This is a genomic window from Buttiauxella sp. (assembly GCF_049686335.1).
In the GTDB taxonomy this organism is placed as follows: domain Bacteria; phylum Pseudomonadota; class Gammaproteobacteria; order Enterobacterales; family Enterobacteriaceae; genus Buttiauxella.
Genome location: NZ_JBAVHX010000031.1, coordinates 12,925 through 31,714, shown reverse-complemented (window position 1 = coordinate 31,714; position 18,790 = coordinate 12,925). Strand labels below are relative to the sequence as shown.

20 protein-coding genes are annotated in these 18,790 nt (G+C 47.4%); 8 read left to right on the top strand and 12 right to left on the bottom strand.

Annotated features, from left to right (window positions below):
- Positions 1-258 precede the first annotated feature (258 nt).
- Entirely contained in the window at positions 259-882 is a 624-nt protein-coding gene (rcsA, locus tag WBL83_RS18410) for a transcriptional regulator RcsA (protein WP_424590482.1), read from the top strand.
- An 80-nt stretch (positions 883-962) separates the two neighbouring features.
- On the opposite strand, the gene dsrB is transcribed toward rcsA, so the two are convergent.
- Positions 963-1,151, bottom strand: a complete 189-nt coding sequence (gene dsrB, locus WBL83_RS18405; protein WP_183269759.1) for a protein DsrB — start codon at positions 1,149-1,151, stop codon at positions 963-965.
- Positions 1,152-1,283: 132 nt separating this feature from the next.
- Here dsrB and yodD point away from each other — a divergent pair, with 132 nt between their 5' ends.
- Both yodD and WBL83_RS18395 read left to right on the top strand, forming a co-directional pair.
- Positions 1,284-1,505, top strand: a complete 222-nt coding sequence (gene yodD / locus WBL83_RS18400) for a YodD family peroxide/acid resistance protein (RefSeq protein ID WP_424590481.1) — start codon at positions 1,284-1,286, stop codon at positions 1,503-1,505.
- A 343-nt stretch (positions 1,506-1,848) separates the two neighbouring features.
- Positions 1,849-2,670 (top strand): mannosyl-3-phosphoglycerate phosphatase-related protein, encoded by an 822-nt coding sequence (locus WBL83_RS18395; protein WP_424590480.1) that lies wholly within the window; start codon positions 1,849-1,851, stop codon positions 2,668-2,670.
- Here WBL83_RS18395 and dgcQ read toward each other — a convergent pair.
- The 3 genes from dgcQ to WBL83_RS18380 all read right to left on the bottom strand — a co-directional run bounded on the left by dgcQ (position 2,657) and on the right by WBL83_RS18380 (position 5,674).
- Positions 2,657-4,348: a cellulose biosynthesis regulator diguanylate cyclase DgcQ gene (gene dgcQ / locus WBL83_RS18390; RefSeq protein WP_424590479.1), complete on the bottom strand. Its 1,692-nt coding sequence runs from the start codon at positions 4,346-4,348 to the stop codon at positions 2,657-2,659. The genes WBL83_RS18395 and dgcQ overlap by 14 nt on opposite strands.
- Positions 4,349-4,487: 139 nt before the next feature.
- Positions 4,488-4,667 carry a YodC family protein gene (locus WBL83_RS18385; protein WP_183269763.1) on the bottom strand — a complete coding sequence of 60 codons (180 nt, stop codon included), beginning with the start codon at positions 4,665-4,667 and terminating at the stop codon, positions 4,488-4,490.
- A 92-nt stretch (positions 4,668-4,759) separates the two neighbouring features.
- A complete protein-coding gene (locus WBL83_RS18380) occupies positions 4,760-5,674 on the bottom strand; it encodes a DUF808 domain-containing protein (RefSeq protein WP_424590478.1) in 915 nt (304 codons plus the stop codon).
- 172 nt (positions 5,675-5,846) lie between these two features.
- On the opposite strand from WBL83_RS18380, the gene yedA reads away from it, so the two are divergent.
- Positions 5,847-6,764 (top strand): drug/metabolite exporter YedA, encoded by a 918-nt coding sequence (gene yedA / locus WBL83_RS18375; protein ID WP_424590477.1) that lies wholly within the window; start codon positions 5,847-5,849, stop codon positions 6,762-6,764.
- On the opposite strand, the gene WBL83_RS18370 is transcribed toward yedA, so the two are convergent.
- The gene (locus tag WBL83_RS18370; RefSeq protein ID WP_424590476.1) at positions 6,765-7,265 is read right to left on the bottom strand and encodes a very short patch repair endonuclease; all 501 of its coding nucleotides are present in this window, start codon (positions 7,263-7,265) and stop codon (positions 6,765-6,767) included.
- A 441-nt stretch (positions 7,266-7,706) separates the two neighbouring features.
- On the opposite strand from WBL83_RS18370, the gene WBL83_RS18365 reads away from it, so the two are divergent.
- Positions 7,707-8,213: a hypothetical protein gene (locus WBL83_RS18365; RefSeq protein WP_424590475.1), complete on the top strand. Its 507-nt coding sequence runs from the start codon at positions 7,707-7,709 to the stop codon at positions 8,211-8,213.
- Positions 8,214-8,227: 14 nt separating this feature from the next.
- Here WBL83_RS18365 and WBL83_RS18360 read toward each other — a convergent pair whose 3' ends face one another.
- The 4 genes from WBL83_RS18360 to WBL83_RS18345 are packed head-to-tail and all read right to left on the bottom strand — an operon-like array spanning position 8,228 to position 12,272.
- Complete coding sequence (locus tag WBL83_RS18360) at positions 8,228-8,971, bottom strand: MipA/OmpV family protein (RefSeq protein WP_424590474.1); 744 nt, start codon at positions 8,969-8,971, stop codon at positions 8,228-8,230.
- Between the two features lie 35 nt (positions 8,972-9,006).
- Positions 9,007-9,765 (bottom strand): DUF4105 domain-containing protein, encoded by a 759-nt coding sequence (locus WBL83_RS18355; protein WP_424590473.1) that lies wholly within the window; start codon positions 9,763-9,765, stop codon positions 9,007-9,009.
- On the bottom strand, positions 9,765-11,045 hold the full coding sequence (locus WBL83_RS18350) for an HdeD family acid-resistance protein (protein ID WP_424590472.1): 1,281 nt from the start codon (positions 11,043-11,045) through the stop codon (positions 9,765-9,767). The genes WBL83_RS18355 and WBL83_RS18350 overlap by 1 nt, the downstream gene beginning before the upstream one ends.
- 3 nt (positions 11,046-11,048) lie before the next feature.
- The gene (locus WBL83_RS18345) at positions 11,049-12,272 is read right to left on the bottom strand and encodes an MASE1 domain-containing protein (protein ID WP_424590471.1); all 1,224 of its coding nucleotides are present in this window, start codon (positions 12,270-12,272) and stop codon (positions 11,049-11,051) included.
- Between the two features lie 312 nt (positions 12,273-12,584).
- Here WBL83_RS18345 and WBL83_RS18340 point away from each other — a divergent pair, with 312 nt between their 5' ends.
- Complete coding sequence (locus WBL83_RS18340) at positions 12,585-12,920, top strand: DMT family transporter (RefSeq protein WP_424590470.1); 336 nt, start codon at positions 12,585-12,587, stop codon at positions 12,918-12,920.
- A gap of 283 nt (positions 12,921-13,203) precedes the next feature.
- Here the strand turns inward: WBL83_RS18340 and WBL83_RS18335 are convergent, their stop codons facing one another.
- From WBL83_RS18335 to drpB, 3 genes are all read right to left on the bottom strand, one after another.
- Positions 13,204-14,661 carry a DNA cytosine methyltransferase gene (locus WBL83_RS18335; protein ID WP_424590504.1) on the bottom strand — a complete coding sequence of 486 codons (1,458 nt, stop codon included), beginning with the start codon at positions 14,659-14,661 and terminating at the stop codon, positions 13,204-13,206.
- Between the two features lie 112 nt (positions 14,662-14,773).
- Entirely contained in the window at positions 14,774-15,478 is a 705-nt protein-coding gene (locus WBL83_RS18330) for a phosphohydrolase (protein WP_424590469.1), read from the bottom strand.
- A gap of 99 nt (positions 15,479-15,577) precedes the next feature.
- Entirely contained in the window at positions 15,578-15,817 is a 240-nt protein-coding gene (gene drpB, locus WBL83_RS18325) for a cell division protein DrpB (RefSeq protein ID WP_424590503.1), read from the bottom strand.
- Positions 15,818-16,433: 616 nt separating this feature from the next.
- On the opposite strand from drpB, the gene ompC reads away from it, so the two are divergent.
- The gene (gene ompC / locus WBL83_RS18320) at positions 16,434-17,591 is read left to right on the top strand and encodes a porin OmpC (RefSeq protein WP_424590468.1); all 1,158 of its coding nucleotides are present in this window, start codon (positions 16,434-16,436) and stop codon (positions 17,589-17,591) included.
- 324 nt (positions 17,592-17,915) lie between these two features.
- Entirely contained in the window at positions 17,916-18,713 is a 798-nt protein-coding gene (gene mtfA / locus WBL83_RS18315; protein ID WP_424590467.1) for a DgsA anti-repressor MtfA, read from the top strand.
- Positions 18,714-18,790: the final 77 nt, after the last annotated feature.

Here is an 18,790-nt window from a genome sequence, read left to right as displayed (position 1 = left end):
GGCGCGGCTTATAAGCTTTTAGCTAACTCACAAAATGTAATATTCACTTTACTTTGAGAACTTTCTTAGCAAATTATACATAACTTTACTGGATAGTTATGGCGCCTATTTCCTAAATAATTCGAGTTTCAGGTAGACGGCAAGAGAGCAAATCCCGGGAGCTTACTTTAGTCAGTGACTGGGTTTGTGAGTGCGGCCAACAACCCTGTAGCTCGAAGTATGACGGATAAAAAAATACTTAATTACGGGTGGGGGATTATGTCAACGATCATTATGGATTTATGCAGTTATACCCGGCTAGGATTAACAGGATATTTGACCAGCCGTGGCATCCGAAAACGACAGATGACCAACGTGGAGACTATCGAGGAGCTGGCGCAAGCCTGCGAGTCCCAGACACCCAATGTGGTGTTTATTAATGAAGACTGTTTCATCCATGATGCTCAAAGCAGCGACAAAATAAAGCAGATCATTAATCAGCATCCCAATACTTTATTCCTGGTGTTTATGGCGATAGCCAATGTTCATTTTGATGAATATCTTTTGGTTCGGAGTAATCTGTTAATCAGCTCTAAATCAATAAAGCCAGAGTCATTGGATGAAATTCTTTCTGAATATTTAGCAAAAAATGCGCATTGCATCGGCCACATCAATTTGCCCACGTTATCATTAAGCCGAACTGAGTCGAGCATGCTTAAAATGTGGATGTCCGGGCAAGGCACAATTCAAATATCAGACCAGATGAATATAAAAGCGAAAACGGTCTCTTCACATAAAGGGAATATTAAGCGAAAGATAAAAACGCATAATAAGCAAGTGATATATCATGTAGTACGCCTGACAGATAATGTGACGAATGGTATTTTTGTTAATTTACGATAGGCCGTAAATGTCGTTTTGTTTTGTTTAAAACGCCAGGTTAAAGTCGGGTGGATTGCAGCACGCTAATCCACCCACGAAGACTATTCCGAATGCTCTACAAAAATCCCGTCCGGGTGCCCCAATTCGTTAAAGAACCAGATACCCAACGGATACTCCTCAAGCGACACCAGGTACATGGTCCCTTCGCTAAATTGCTCGACAGCTAACACCACGCCTGGCCGACGCGGGCCACCATCGGTCTTTACTGTGACGCGATCGTTGATATTCATAACAAAATCCCTCCGGTTTCTTTGTGCCAGTGTAGATCAAAAACGACTCATTCGCATCGGGTGAAGGCTAACCTGAAGGGTTTATTTAAGCGTCTATACTTAATCACGGGTACACCCCATGAGGACTACGGCATGAAGAGCGCGAAAGAACTCAATGACACAGCAGGTATCGATGTGGATGCGTTACTGGCTGCCATCAATGAGATAAGCGAAAGTGAAGTCACACGTGCGAGCGATAGCGACGATCCCCATCGGGTGAGTATCGATGGTCGCGCATGGCATACCTACTCCGAACTCGCGGAAGCCTTTGAGCTGGATATACATGATTTTAGTGTTAACGAAGTGAACCGCTAGATATAGAGCAAGGAAAGCCAACGCACAGGCAAGACGGGAATAAAAGAATCCCGGCAGGAAAGCCGGGACTAAACTTGCGTTAGCAAGAAGCACTTGAAAAATTCGTTACATCAGGAAATCTGATGTGCGTTCACCATACATTAGATTTATTTCAAAACAATGAATTATTCGCCATATGCATATTTGGATTTTGACTATAGTGAGCTGAAAAATCTCAGACAATCCTTGCCTGTCGCGGCTTCCAGTGAAAGTCTGCGTACCTATATGTGATTATCCGCCTTAAGTCATTTGAGAAAATTCTTATCTACCGGGATCTTACTTTTAGAATTTTAGGAGAAGCGCCATGCCAGATTTGCACGATCCGTTATTAATTATTTCAGATCTCGATGGCACGCTGCTGGAGCATCACTCCTATCGGTGGGAAGCCGCCAGCCCATGGATCAACGTGTTGCGCCAGCACGATATTCCCTTGATTTTGTGTAGCGCAAAAAGTGCCGCTGAAATTATGGACTGGCAAAACGAATTTTCATTAACCGGACAGCCATTTATCGCTGAAAACGGCGCGGTGATCCAGCTTGATGCGCGATGGAGTGACAGTGACGACTACCCTCGCCTGTTCACCGGGATCCGCCATGAAGCGTTATTTGCCCTGCTCGATAAACTGCGGCAGAAGTTTGGCTTCAAATTCACCTGTTTTGCCGATGTGGACGAGCCTACCCTTTGCGAACTGACAGGGCTGACACGAAATCAGGCAAGCCTTGCAAAACTCAGCGAAGCGTCGGAAACAGTCATCTGGCGTGATACCGACGAAATGATGACGGCATTTACCGGGCAGCTCGCCTCACTGGGTTTGATGATGTTACAAGGCGGGCGATTCTGGCATGTGCTGGATATGCAGGCCGGTAAAGATAAAGCGCTGCACTGGTTGCAACAGCAATATCAACAACGTGAAGGGGAAACACACATTACCATTGGTCTTGGCGACAGTCCGGCAGATGCGCTGTTGCTCGATAACGTCGATTACGCGGTGGTCGTTAAAGGCTATAGCCGCCAGCCGGTCACGCTGCAAAATGATAATCCACAGCGCGTGTATCGCAGCAACAACTATGGCCCTGAAGGATGGAAAGAGGGTCTGGATCATTTCATCACCCTCAAGTCATCGTGATTGAGTCGTGGCTACAGACCCGATTACGCCCGTTCTGCTTCGCTTTGTACAAGCGATGGTCGGCGTAGGATTGCAGCCTTTCAAAGTCGTAATCATTAAATTCCAGAGAGGTACTGACACCGAACGAGGCACTGATCCGCGTCGTGTGCCCCTGCTTTAACAGCAGCTCTTTGGTGTTGATACGCACTCTGATGCGCTCAGCCACTTTTACCGCCTCTTCAAGCGTCGTGTCAGGCAGCACGATACAGAACTCCTCTCCGCCCACACGCCCGGCGACATCCCCCTGTCGAAACGCATCACTGAGCATCGCTGCGGCGTGTGCCAGGACTTTATCACCACTGCTGTGACCAAACTGGTCGTTGATGCTTTTAAAGAGATCGAGATCCATCTGAATCACCGAGAATGGCTGCGCTTGCTGCTGACACTCCTGCGAAAGTTTATTTGCTATCTCAAAGAAAGCGCCACGATTGTATAAGCGCGTTAAGGTGTCGTAATTGGCCCGCCAGCTCAGGGTTTGTTGCAGGCTGAACATGTCATTAACCAGGCGGCGGATCACTACCCAGGAGACAATCAACATGATCGTCGACAGCAGCCACAACACGCTGAGCACGATACTGATGCGGCCAAACTCGCCACGCACACCCTCTTCCAGGGTATGAACTTTGATCAGTAAGCCATCAAAATTATTGAGTTTCGCCCAGGTGATAAAACGGCTATCCATGCGCAATTCACCCTGCTCACCCGGCTTTGCCGCGGTCACGACACTGGCAATTTGAGCCAGTTGCGGAGCGGTGAATAACGCATGTTTCGGCAGTTTTTTAGCCGAGGTGGCAATCGGATTGAGTTCGTTGTCATAGAGCAACACCGTGCCTTCATGATCGTCATATTTAGCCTGCTGTAAAAACTCATGCAGTGTATCAATCGGGTAATCGAAGGCCAGAATGCCATACCAGCGGCCATTGTAGTCCAGCGGGATCGCCGCCGTGATTATCTGCCCGGTGGTGCTGTTCGGGTCAAAAGTGTGGGTCCAGCGCAACGCGCGCGAAGGGTTATTTTGCGGCGACTGGGAGGAAAAATAGGGCTGCGCGATTAGCCGGTGATACAGGGAGACTATCTTCGGGTCATTAGATGGCGGAGTGCTGCTGAGGAAAAAGCCGCTTCGTGAAGCATAGAAGATGCGTTGCGGTAACGTTCGCGTCCGGTCTGATAAGCGCATGATATAGCTCAACTCAAGTGCTGAGCTAAGTTCGATATGAACAGTCTCGTCATTGCGGTCGAGCAGCGGATTACTGTTAACAAACTCATCCGAAACGCCGTTCATTGGCAAGCTGCGATTTAAATCGAGGCGTAATTGCCAGTAAGCCTGGGTGCGCAGAAGATCGAACTCCGCCAGGGATTTACGGATTCGGTCAGTTGAGATAGGCGACTGGAGCGCGTAGTGCATGGTGTTGCGATAAAACAGCAGGTTATCGATGTTGTGTTGAAGCTGTCTGTCCAGCAAGGTGGCGACGCTATCGAGGCTGTTGCGCTGGTTGGCGACGTAGGCATCTTCAAGCACCACCGCTTCACGCCATGTCAGTACCGTAGAAAAGATAAATACCACGATGAAACAAAGGTTAACGACATTCCTTGGATTCCTGAAACGGCTTATCTCGCGCTGAATTGCATCGCCAAACACTCAAACTCTCCCTGAAACCCCAATCATTATCAACCAGGATGATTTCCTAAAGTAAATATATTCACGGGAAGTATATCATCAGCCAGGCGGAGGGTATTCAGGAAAAAAAACGCCCGGTCATTGACCGGGCGATTCAGGTTTATCCTTGTGACACGCTCCCTGTTGTCAGTGGGGCCAGATCATCCTCGCGGAAAGCCTCACGTTTTACACCATAACCATCATACCAACGACACTCCACCATACCGCTGGAAAACCCGGTAACAATCATCCTTGGGCCACCATTCTTAGGTTGGACTTCATCGCTGACCACAAAGACCATAACTGCCTCCTGTATCAGGGGTGAAAACTTCTACAGTTATAGACAATGACCAGCAGTTTTGCCTGGGTATAAAGTAAATTATCTGCAAAAAATTAGTGAACTGTGTTGTTACGCAGGCGACTTATACCATTGACCACTGCGAGAACAATCGCGCCGATAATAAATCCGATAACCAGGTTTGCCAGTGTTGGCCCCAGCAAATGCACCAGGCTACCCATCTGCTGCGCCCGATGCTCAATCGTATGATGAAGCCACGGAATACCATGCACCAGAATACCGCCGCCGACCAAAAACATCGCTAACGTACCCACAACCGATAAAAATTTCATCAGCCACGGTGCCAGCACTAATAACCCTTTACCAAGACCACGGGCTAACACCGAGCTTTTTTCTACCAGCCAAAAACCAAGGTCATCCAGTTTCACAATGATGCCAACCAGGCCATACACCCCGACTGTTACCACTAATGCAATCCCGGAGAGCACCAGTACCTGGTTAAGCAAAGGGGCATCCGCCACAATCCCTAACGTAATGGCGACAATTTCGGCGGAGAGTATAAAGTCGGTGCGAATGGCCCCCTTGACCTTATCTTTCTCATAAACCAGCGGATCCTGGGTGGCGATATCATCCAGACGCTGTTGCCGTTGTTCCGGCGTTTCTTTGTGTTTACGCGCATGCAGGGTGTGAACAACCTTCTCCACACCTTCATAACAAAGGAATGCGCCACCAATCATCAATAAAGGTGTGATAGCCCAGGGCGCAAACGCACTGATGATGAGCGCCAGCGGAACGAGGATCACTTTATTGATGGCGGAACCCTTCGCCACCTGCCAGACCACCGGTATTTCGCGGTTAGCCCGCACCCCAGAAACTTGTTGTGCATTGAGCGACAAATCATCGCCCAGCACACCGGCCGTTTTCTTTGCGGCCAGTTTCCCCATCATCGAAATATCGTCCAGTAAAGTGGCGATATCATCCAGCAATGTTAATAAGCTACTTCCAGCCAAAATAAGTATCCTTCTTTGTTAGGTTGTACTCAGTATGGAACAAAAGGTGGCTCACGAAAATCAAACTCGCCTGTCAATGAAAATTAACAATCCTACAACAAGTAAAAACCTCGCCAGAACGATTGTTTTGACGTTAACTATTAGCCTTATTACTAAAAGCTCGTGAGGAAGTATGCGCGTTCGTTCGGGTCAATTGCTGCCGCTGGTTGCTGCATTGTTTGCGTTGTATATCATCTGGGGTTCCACTTACTTTGCCATCGCCATTGGGGTGAAAAGCTGGCCTCCGTTTATGATGGCCGGAGTACGATTCATGGTCGCCGGTGTGCTGCTTATGGCAGTGTTATTGCTGCGAGGCCATAAATTGCCCGCCCTGCGCCCGATGCTTAACGCCGCATTGATTGGCGTATTATTGCTGGCGGTGGGTAACGGTTTTGTGACGGTTGCGGAGCATCAACATGTTCCTTCTGGCATTGCTGCGGTGATGGTGGCAACCGTCCCACTCTTTACGCTGTGCTTTAGCCGTTTATTTGGTATTCAGACCCGCAAGCTGGAATGGCTCGGGATCGCCATCGGTCTTGGCGGCATCGTGTTGCTTAACAGCGGCGGAAACCTGAGCGGTAATCCGTGGGGCGCCATTCTGATTTTGATTGGCTCGTTAAGCTGGGCGTTCGGTTCGGTCTACGGGTCAAGAATTGAATTGCCAACAGGTTTAATGGCGGGAGCGGTGGAAATGCTGGCGGCAGGGATTGTGCTGCTGGCGGCGTCAGCGTTAACCGGCGAGCGCCTGACCACGATGCCGACTCCGGCTGGTTTCATGGCCGTCGCGTATCTTTCTCTGTTCGGGTCGATTATTGCCATCAGCGCATACATGTACCTGATTCGTAATGTCGCCCCCGCGGTTGCGACCAGCTACGCCTACGTCAATCCGGTGGTAGCGGTGTTACTGGGAACCGGATTTGCCGGGGAAAGCTTATCGCCAGTGGAATGGCTGGCACTTGGGGTGATTATCTTTGCCGTTGTGTTGGTCACGCTGGGGAAATATCTTCTGCCCCCAAAGCCGGTAGTGACAGTCTGTGAAATAGAAAAGTAATCAGCTTTCGGGTGGCGTTTGCCACCCGTCATCTTGAAGTTCGTATATGCCAAGGGTATCGATTTGTGCATGATGCCCCCCGCTACAAATCCACTCTTCAAGACGTTCGCTAAGGGCGAGATCGCCCAGTTTCTCACGGCCCCGCAGCGCACATTCCCACACCAGAAGTACTCGCCACCCTTCGCTTAATAAACGCTGCACATCGCGCTTATCACGCTCGACATTTTTGCCTATCTTATTCAGCCAGAAGTCCGTACGTGTGGCGGGAGCTTTGAACAAATGGCAGTGATGGTGATGCCAGAAACAGCCGTGGGCAAAGATAACGCAACGGTGCTCATCAATGACGAAATCTGGCCGCCCGGCAAGCGAAGCATCCTGCACGTGAAAGGTAAATCCGCACTCGCTTAATAAGGCGGCGAGCCGCTTTTCAATCGCCGTATCGCGTGTCGCAATAGCACGCATATTCTTGCTGCGAATCGCTTTGCTGTGCACATCAACCATCAGCTTTCCTTTTTGGGATCGGTCAGACCATCCCTCTCAATATAGCAACAACAAGGTAACATAGTTATCAATAATATTAATATTGCAGATAACTATTAAGACTGATGATTTCAATCCGGTCATTATCTGGCTGCAAAAAATAATCATCGACGGATTTAATTATGTATATTAATGGACATTAACTGATATTACCGCTCACTCTAACACCATGTATCAACTAAAATTTCACCAATAACTATTCATCATTCAAGCTTGCATGGGATAATCTTTTCCTTTTAACTCGTGATTTTAGATGGCACTCTATATTCAGAAAGTTATATTTCGCAGCAAACCGTTCAATTGTTAATGTTAGTGACCTTGATTTATCAGAATGTAAAACACGCCTCAAATCAGATAAAAATTAACTTATTTTACTCCCCTTTCATTTTTTAAGACGAGAACATGAAGTTATACAAAGCAATAATTATCCCGGCATTACTGCTGAGCGCTATATGCAGTGCCGTTGCGGGAGATACAGAAAATAATATCGCCCATGATTATATGACTCACTGGAATGAAGTTATGGACGGACAATCCACGCCGGTGTCTGAAACTGCCTCCCTGGATAGTGAAATTGTCGCAGCGTGCAAAACCGTTGCACCAGAACAATTCCGCAATGAAATTATCCACCAGTGGGAACATAAAACCGGTAGCAAAATGACGCAGACGGCGTTTCTGTCTGAAGATTTGCAGTTGTTTGACCGTCTCGCCGCCGTTTCCTGTATTGAAGGGGCAAAATACCAGCATCAGAAAAATGGCGATCTTTTACTCAAGATATTGAGTGAACAGTTGCTCGGGATGGATACAAAAAACGGCAACGATGCCTGGGAGCAAAATAAGACCATGGAATTCCGGACGGGCATGATGACCGCCAGATATGGCATCAGTCTCGAAAAAAACAGATTCTAAACCGCTGACTGTTATCAAAAAGTGTAACTGACACCAAGAGTCAGTTCGGTGACGCCATGTTTATTGACCATCGGGCTGTCGCTAATGGTTGAAGGATAATAACGCCCGGTAATTTCACCCCAGGTATTCCATTGCTTCGACCAGGCGTAATTCATCGCCAGCTGTATATAAGGCACAAAGCTATCATGGGGTCTCCAGGTTGAAAGCCCGCTTCGGTCTGATTCTTCTTGTGAAATCCCATAATAGTAACGAGTGTTCTGCGCATTTGACCAGTCCACACCCATTTCTGGCACCAGGGTTAAATCCCCCCATTGCTTGAGCAAAATATAGGCCGCATTCACTACCACGCCTTTACTGTTATCCAGCGTGTCCGCTCCAACCGTGGTACTGAATGCCCCAATGGGCGAAATATACTGATACGTAAAACCAGCCATCATGGTGCTGTTGCGACTATTTAGACTCCGCATCGCCGAAGTTCGCCCATCGGATGAACTGTATTGATTGGTGTAGTAATAGACTTTAGCCCGGAAGAGTTGAGTGTCAGTATTGATAAAGTTATAACCCGCCTCGGTCCCATCGATGTACCACTCTTTACCGTTATAACCAATATAAGGCAGAGCCCAATAATCGGCATGATGGGTGTTGTAAGCCATGCCGTATGAGCCGCCCTGAACACCAAGAGAAAAATCAGCGCTGTTTGCAGCATTAACACCAGGCAGTAAGAGCAACGGCAGAAACTGGATTATTTTTCGCATCATTTATTCCTTTCCAGGACAGGGATAGAGCTATGGAGTTATCGGTTACGGCGTATATCCAGAGAAAATGTCTGGCTTATATTTGTTCCATCAGTGCACACCAGACGGCTTCGCGCTTTTAGCTCCTCGAAGGAGTGCTGGTGACTCAACAGATTATTGTTGTAGCAATAACGATCGACATAACCACTAAGCAGTATCCTCCAGTCGTATTTCACCGCAGAGGAAACCGCTCTTCCGTGATGAAATATATTTGAAGTACAGTTATTTAGCAGCGTGTTATACCATTCAGGATGCTCATTAACCTTTTCGATTCTCATCAGATAGTCACGCAGTAAATCCTGACTTTGCTGAGGAGTGATATTTAATGTATAGAGATAAACCCGTTCCTTCCTTATATTGAGCCGGACACCAATAATATCTCTTTCATCGGCAACAACATAAATCAGCGGGTAATTTTTTAAGAAGCCACCAAAAGCGGACCAGGGTTGATTTTCTCGCCTGCGAGTTTCAATGGAAATGGACAACCATTGTCCGTTATTGAAGCCAAAACTCAGAAATACATGTGCTATAGCATTACCAGCCCAGTAAGAGAGCACCAGTTCAGTGGCTATTACGTCACTCAGTTTCAGATGACAGTCGTACCAGTCAGGAATGGGGGTGACTGCATTTTTATAGCTGAAATTCCTCACGTTCAGAACATGAACCTTGTCGCTGTCCTGCCACTCGATAGCGGAAAGCCGGGAATACTCCGGCAACCATGGGGCTTTCGCGGTTATCTCCTCGATGTACTTCCCCATCAATGGGACCTGTCCAGCTGCTGTTTCCAGCGCTGAAACCAGGAATGCTGCACCGGATTGACCAGCGCGTGCAGCGCACGGGCATAATCCAGCATCAGACCCGGTGTCCAGGCCATGGTCGTCGCGCGTTTGCGCAGTTGGGCAGCAATCCACAGCTCAGGCATGAAAAACAAGCGAATGAAATGAAGCCATCCACCGCGATGTGAGAGAACGCCATCCAGCGCTGCCTCAAGGCCCCAGGCAACGCTGCTGGAGCAGTTACGCCAGGTCAGGTTATACGTATTCACTTCCCGATAGCTTTCCCAGTAACGCCGTAATGCCTGCGTATTAATGTTATGAAAAATAATTTTACGATCGGAATCGCACCAGGCAGCAGCCTCACTGGCGTAACTCTTCTGAAATTCACCCGGTACGTTATTTTCCTGAATCGCCTTAAGTGTGTTGAAAAACTCTGATGGCGAGCGATCGATTTCGACCGCGGGATACAGGCTGATATAAATATCAGGGGACATTTCCAGCGCCGCGTGCCCGGTTGAAATAACGCCATTCACATCAACCGCCGCGATATAACGGTTAATGACGGGCCTCGGGACCGGTGAATTTTCTGAAGAGCCTTCAGGTGTCCAGACGTGGATAATCAACGGGCTTTCAGACTGAGACTCAGGGGGAAATTCTGCTGTCGGCAGAAGTCTGCGGGGTTCCATCAAATTGAAAACGCTCCCCCCTTCACGCAACCGGAATGCCTGAATAGCAATCCGAACACATTGAATACCGCCCAGTACCATTATCACGCCAAGAAACTGTGAAACAGTGCCGTGGTGATTAGTGGGATAAGGCAAAAAGAGAAACATCGCAAATGCCAGCTGCGCCATGCCCCCGAGAAAAACACCACGCCAACCGTCATATCGCACTACCCAGGCGGAAGCCATAACAAAAAGTCCGGTAATGAAAAAGGCAAAACCAAACAGAATGGCCAGAAGCAGATTGCTGCTTTCGCGCCCGGAAAGAATGAGCAGCGCAACAAAACAAAATATGCAGCCTTTAAAATAGAAAACGGGTTTTTGCGCGCCTTTAGCATTACCCGCCAGCATCAGTGTGACCAGACTTTCGATTAATAAAAGGATGCCAAAGACATGGAAAGGGAAATAACGCATGCCTTCCATACCATCAATGAAAATAGAGAGCCCAAGTCCGCCCCATAACAGACCGATTATCCCGAGTAGCGGGGCCGATTTTCTGACAAAAGCCACGCCCATCAATAAAAGTGCAACCTGCAACATCGATTACGACTCCTTAATGATCAGGTCAGGAACGTTTTGTTGAAACTCCCCTGCCCAATAGCCAATAAGCACCACGCCATCTGGCTGCTGTAGAGCAATCAGTTTTGTTTCGTGAAGAGGTAACTTTTTTGATGGTGAAAGGGTGAGTAGAAACGGGAAAGGCTGCTTGATGACGCCACCTTTTTGTACCGCCTCCCATCGCTCACGCATTTTGCTTTGATCGTCAGGTGACATAAACGAGAAAAGCTGGTCGATATGACCAATTTTAGCCAGCTGCTGGCTGAGAACAGTGGCTGAATTATCCCAGGTCAAACGTCCGGTTCTGGGGTCGAGATAATACGAAGAAACAACATGAGTGACATGGTGCTTAAGCAGGTAGACAAAATTCAGCAGCAGTGCCGTCCCCGAAAGATAACACTGCGCCAGCAACAGTGGCTCGCCCTCGCGCAACCCGGGGATAAAAAGCGGGCCATTACGTTGCCAGGAATAATAAATGACGATGATGCAGAAACTGAGAAAAGAGAGCGCGCCCAGTTGATTGCCACTCAAAACCGGTATAGCGATCATAATCATGACTGGAATGCAGGCGAGGCTAAAGAGAAATGCTTCTCCCCGGGGGCCGCCAACAGGCTGATGGAAAACATACACTGCGCTAATGCACAAAAGCAGCCAGAGCACTGCGCCACTCAGCCCTTTTTTAAGGACAAACGACGGCTGCCGCCAGAACAATCCCATCACGATAGTCGTCAACAGTATGGTGCCGACGACGTTTGCAGACCACCAAATCCACAGCGTCTGATTAAAATTGACCTCATGGCGCAGCGCGACCCAGCCGACACCCAGGGCAGCCGCAATCGCGCTGGTAATCAATGTGGCAGAAAACCAGATAACCAGGCTATACAGCATGTCATTGGGTCGCGTGAAATGCCGTACACACCAGGCAATAGCAAAATCATTACTTAAAGAGATCAAAGAATGAATCAGTGACGTCTCAAGCGAATGCCGCATGGTCACATCAAGAAGGGTTCGAGCGAGGAATAAACCCAGGAATAACCAGGGCCAGTGACGACGTGAAGTCAGCAGGAAAGCACTAACGGCAAGACCCGCCGGAAACCAGACGAAAGAGACCCGGCTTGCAGGATCGTCGAGAAAAAGTGAGATGTACCCGAGCGAGTAATAAAGCGCACACCATAGCAATAGTGGTATTAAGAATCGAACTGAAGACACATTGACCTCGGAATACAAAGTTATAGTATTAGCGCGATGCACTAAAGCATAGAACAAAGCCATCAAAACGCTTCACAGCACCGGTTGACATAAAGCCCTGTGCAAATCTATATAATAGGAGAGTCATTTTTAAAATGTCATTTATATAGGATCCGGTTCGATTTTCAATAATTCAAACCATTTTACTTCTTTAGTTTATGATTAGTTTAAAGTCAAGTTTGTAAGATATTAAACATGGTTCAGTTAAATCGTTGTAAACAGCATGATTATTCATGAATATAATTTGCAGATTTTAATTAAACAGAAGGTTTTATGCTAAAAACTTATATCATTCTTGCTGTTGCGATCATGGCAGAAACCCTTGCTACCACAATGATGAAAGCTTCACATGGATTCACTAAGTTAATCCCCAGCGTTATCGTTGTTTTAGGGTATTCCATATCATTTTATGGGCTTTCCCAGGTTGTTAAAGTAATGAATATAGGTATTGCTTATGCAATATGGGCAGGAATGGGGATATTCCTTGTTTCAGTGATGTCTTTCTTCATTTATAAACAACGACTTGACGCTCCGGCATTACTAGGCCTGGCATGCATTGCAATTGGCATAATAATTATTCAACTGTTCTCTAAATCTGTAACCCATTAGGTGATATTTGTTTCCTTAACATTTTGTTGAAGTGAGCAATGCAGAAATAATAAATGGCAATGCCGTTTGGAGAAATAATTAATCCGCGTTGTATTGTGTTGAACTGTTGCTTGTTCATTTACTTAAATGTGACGTTTTTAAATCCGCAAAAAAAGCGCCTGAAGGCTAACACCGTTCACCTAAGCCAATGAATTAGGGGAAATGCCGGGATTTGGTTCCCGGAGGGACGCCAAACCCGGTGGTCGCCCCGGAAATCTCGTTTTTAAACTAACGGCGTTAGCCTTCAGGCGCTTTTAGTATGCGACCAACTCGCGTTAGTGAGTTTCTTAGACTTTCGTATTTCAACAGCCTGGGCAATTTTTGACTCCAGTAAACGTGCCACCGCAGCAAATGCGGGCACCACTACTGAATTTCCAAACTGTCGGTAAGCCTGAGTATCTGATACCGGGATACGGAACGCACTCCCCTGCACCGCTTCAAAACCCATTAAACGCGCGCATTCACGCGGAGTTAAACGACGTGGGCGGTGCAGCTGATTACCCGCATCATCAAAATCGGCCTCTCCGAGTGATTTATCCCAACCGCGATCCACCAGAATTTCAGCGCCGTCTTTGTAGTAACGTGCGGATAAAGTCCGTGCCACGCTCGATGGATTAGTAGGGTCAACCAGACCGTAACCAAATCCATTACCCTTCGCCTGGTGCTTTTTCGCGTAATTGTAGAGGTACTTCCACAGTGTTGGCGTGAGGATATATTTCGCGTCTACTGTCGGTTCCAGTAACTCACCAAACGTTGGGCGACGTTGCGGATAACATTCGCTCAGTTTTCGTAGCGTGAAATCTTTATGCAGATTGAGGTCACGACGGAAACCCACCAGCACAATACGTTCGCGATGCTGAGGCAGGAAATTCTTGCCGTCGATGATTTTAGGATCACCTGCGCCCATAATTGCCGCATCCGAGACGTCATAACCCAGGCTATCCAGGGTTTCCATAATCACACGGAAGGTATTGCCTTTATCGTGGCTTTTTAAATTCTTCACGTTTTCCAGCACAAAGATCGCCGGGCGTTTCGCATCAATGATGCGCGCCACATCGAAGAACAGCGTGCCCTGCGTCTCACAGGCAAAACCGTGTGCACGACCCAGTGCATTCTTCTTCGACACTCCCGCAAGGGAAAACGGCTGGCAGGGGAATCCGGCCAACAGCACATCATGATCCGGCATGGTGGCCTGAATATGCGCAGTGGCTTGCTCATCGCTGACATCATCGCGGTTACTCAGGGTGACATCACGGATATCCTGATTGAACTGATGATTTTCAGGTGAACAGTACCAGTTAGCTTTATAGGTGCGCACCGCGTATTTATTCCACTCGCTGGTGAAAACACATTGCCCACCAATCGCTTCGAACCCGCTACGAATACCGCCGATTCCGGCAAATAAATCGACGAATTTAAACGCGTATTTCCCGTGGTGTGCGGGTAATGGAGGCAACATGCTTTGCAGCATTGCGCTTTCGGCGGATGTGAGTGTGCGAGGTGATGACTTACGGTTATACCAGCGGTTCAGCGATTCACGCGTCCAGTCGCCGCTAACCTGGCGCAAATGATGGGCCACGGTTTTCTGGTCGTAGATTTCCAGAATACGGCTCACTAACGCGAAGTCTTCTTCTAGTTGCTGTTGTTGCAGGCGTTGGGATTGTTGTGAGAGTTGCTCGGCAATCGCGTCGAAGTCGTTCATCATGAACCAAATATGGGAAAATAGAGTGCAACTCTATCACTGATTTGACCCAGAGAAAAACAGAACAGCCCGCAAAGCCTGCGGGCATCCCTTTAGTTTTAGAAAGAAATTTTTATGAGGATGGTTTTTGGGAGGTAAATTGCTCAACGACATTGCGATCGATATCGCAGTAATCGCCTTTCAATTCGGCACACAGTTTAGCCATGTAATGCACTAAAAAATCAGCATTGTGCCAGGCCAGTTTTCGCCCTGCCTCGGTCTGCATGGTTTCAGGGAGTTTTAAAAGCTTTTTCTGGAAATGGTCGAGTGCGTAAGTAGCATCATCCAGTTCACGTTCACGCCCCAGCGGATCTTCACTGTCGAACAATGGACGGCCTAACGCTCCTGAGGTGTAAAACACACGCGCAAGCCCTATCGCGCCTAAGGATTCCAGGCGATCGGCATCTTGCACAATTTTCGCTTCCAGGGTTTGCGGAGCAATTGCCGCGCTGAAGCTGTGCGCACGCACTGCATGAGCGACCGCATCGTAGAGCGGATGAGGGAAATCGGGGAAATGGGCATCAAGAATACGCAGTGTTTCTTGCGCCGCCTGTGTGGAGGCGAGATGCCGCTCAGGATGATTCTTCGGTAAATTGACGATATCATGGAAATAACACGCGGTGAGCACCACTAGCCGGTCGGCTTCCGTCGTTTCCATTATGTGTTGCGCGGTTTTCCATACGCGTCGGAAATGGGCCACATCGTGGGCTTTATCGTCCTGCAACCAGTTGTGGTGCAAATATTCTTCGAAACGCTCTTGCCAGTGGGCTATCGGCATACGTACTCCTTACTTCGCAGCTGGACCCGGTACTTAATATGAGTACAAGATCACAAAATTAGCAAGTTCCGTACTGACAATAGCTTACTTTGGCACGATTTATTCTCTGGCGCGCGTGTACCAGGCGAGGCCGCCCAATAATGCTGCAACCGACCCCAGCACCATTAAACCCATTAATGCGCCAAGAAGTTTTCCACTGAGCGAACCCATATCCCCGCCAGTGACATTGCTCACTACCCAGAAATAACGCAGTACAGCCCAAACCGTGTACAGGCAGAACCCATAAAACAACCACAGTGCCAATTTCCCGCCCGGGGTGCGGGTTGGTTTCGCGTCCATAACGTCTGACATAAGTCTCTCAATTGCTTAGCTGGTTGATGTGATGGGTGCCCCATCTCCCTTGTGTGATTTTTATCACATTTTTGCTATTTTATAACAGTCTAAAGCGCCTGTTTTTAATTAGGATTCTTCTTAAAAATTGTAAGATTTAATGATGTTTTTCATCGCGTTAACAATAGAACTACATTTGATTATTTTCCAACCGTTCGGCTGTTTTTTTTACTACGCGGGGAGGATTAATATTGTATGTCGCCATCATTAATTAAAAATCGTCACAACTCAAACCATCAACTTTATTATTTAATAGATACTAACCAATATATTCAGCTGCAATCAATCACTGAAAATAATTGCACAGACTGAAACATAAAACTCGTGCATTACTTTATATAGAAGCATACACCCGACACATTAGAAAAGTCTTAAAAAATAAGAATAATGAATAAATACAGACAATTAAATGAATATCCACATGAAACAATTTGTCTTATTTGAAATAATACAGTTACATGTTAATTGATAAAAATATTGAACTAGCTGTAATAAGATTGATGGCGTTATTGAGGGTCTAATACAATTCATATCCATATTAATTATGGTTTAAAGGAATATATAAATGAAAAGAACAGCACTGGCATTGGTGATCCCTGCTTTATTGGCAATGGGCGCTGCAAACGCAGCTGAAATATATAATAAAGATGGCAATAAAATCGATTTGTACGGCAAGGTCGATGCGCGTCATACCTTCTCTGATAATGCTGGCGACGACGGTGACGGCACCTACTCACAAATCGGTTTTAAAGGCGAAACACAGATTAATTCCGAACTGACTGGTTATGGTCAGTGGGAATACAAAATGATGGCAAATAACGTTGAAGGAAGTTCAGACCAGGCATGGACTCGTCTGGCCTTCGCAGGCTTGAAATACGGCGATTATGGTTCATTCGATTATGGTCGTAACTACGGCGTGGTGTACGACATTGAAGCATGGACCGATATGCTGCCCGTGTTCGGTGGCGATAGCTACACCTGGACTGACAACTTCATGACTGGCCGTGCAAACGGTGTGGCAACGTACCGTAACAACAACTTCTTTGGTGAAGTTGATGGTCTGAGCTTCGCGTTGCAGTACCAGGGTGCGAATGAAGGTTCAAACTGCAATGAGAATACTTGCGCGTTTGATCAGGAAGGCACCAATAACGGAAACGGACGTAGCGCTCGCTTCCAGAACGGCGATGGTTGGGGCTTATCCACTGTTTATGATTTCGGTATGGGCTTTAGTGCAGGCGCTGCATATGCCTCATCCGACCGTACTAATGAACAGACCCGCAGCGCAGGCGCATTGATGGCTGGCGGTGATACTGCTGACGTCTGGACTTTTGGTATGAAATACGACGCCAACGATATCTATCTGGCGGCGATGTATGCTGAAACTCGCAACATGACGCCATTTGGTGATAATGGCATCGCAAACAAAACTCAGAACTTTGAAGTGACCGCACAATACCAGTTCGAATTCGGTCTGCGCCCGGAGATTTCTTACCTGCAATCTAAAGGTAAAAACCTCATGGCTGACGTAAGTAATGACAGCGACTGGAACGACAAAGACCTGGTTAAATATGTGTCTGTCGGTGCTAACTATTACTTCAACAAAAACTTCTCTACCTACGTTGATTACAAAATCAACCTGCTGGATGGCGATGACGACTTCTACTCTGATGCAGGCATCTCCACCGATGATGTTGTTGGTGTAGGCATGATTTACCAGTTCTAATTTTTCACTTTGCTTTTTTAGAAACCTGAGCCCGCGACAGCGGGCTTTTTACTTATCACTGCCCCTCCTACACACATATCAAACAATTATCTTTTTCTTAAATTCATCTAAATAAGAAATAATTCAAGCTTACACACTCAACTGTGACTCGCGTCGTTGAAAGGTTTTACGGTAAGTGTTTGAATAATGGCACAGAGAACGCGCGTTAGTCGTTTTCTCGGGCGGTCCTGTTCAGGTCGCTGCCATGTGCCCCACTAGTGCGGCATTTTCACAGTCACGGTATAGTAGTTTTCCGTTCAAGAGATGACTTTGCGAGCGAGTAACATGATTAAGTGGCCCTGGAAAGCAAATGATTCATCTGCTGTCACAGCACTGCCGTGGGAGCAGGCTTTATCCATTCCTGTTCTGGCAACGCTTACACCTGCCGAGCAAGATAAACTGATCCGTATTGCGGACCGGTTTTTACAACAAAAACGCCTGGTGCCTTTGCAGGGCTTTGAGCTTGATGAGCTCAAAAGTGCGCGTATCGCATTACTGTTCTGCTTACCGGTGCTGGAGCTGGGTATCGAGTGGCTCGATGGTTTTCATGAAGTTCTTATCTACCCCGCTCCGTTCGTGGTCGATGACGAGTGGCAAGATGACTTCGGCCTTGTGCATAATCAGCGGGTGGTACAGTCCGGTCAAAGCTGGCAGCAAGGCCCAATTGTGCTTAACTGGCTTGATGTGCAGGACTCCTTCGACGCCTCAGGCTTCAATCTCATCGTCCATGAAGTGGCTCATAAACTGGATATGCGCAATGGCGACCGGGCCAGTGGTATTCCGTTAATTGCGCTGCGTGAGGTGGCAGGATGGGAACATGACCTCCATGCGGCCATGAGTAACATTCAGGACGAAATCGATATGGTCGGCGAAAATGCGGCCAGTATTGATGCCTATGCAGCTTCGGAACCGGCAGAATGTTTTGCAGTACTTTCAGAGTACTTTTTCAGCGCCCCCGAGCTTTTCGCTCCACGTTTTCCCTCACTTTATCAGCGGTTTTGCCAGTTTTACGGCCAAAACCCGTTGTTACGCTTACGCGAGAGTGAAAACAACCCTGCATCTAACGGAAACACGGTGCATTAATTCAACGAGTTGAGCTTAATTTAATCATCTGAATCAACATGTTGTTTTTGTTATTGACTCTTTTTGAACGTGACGTT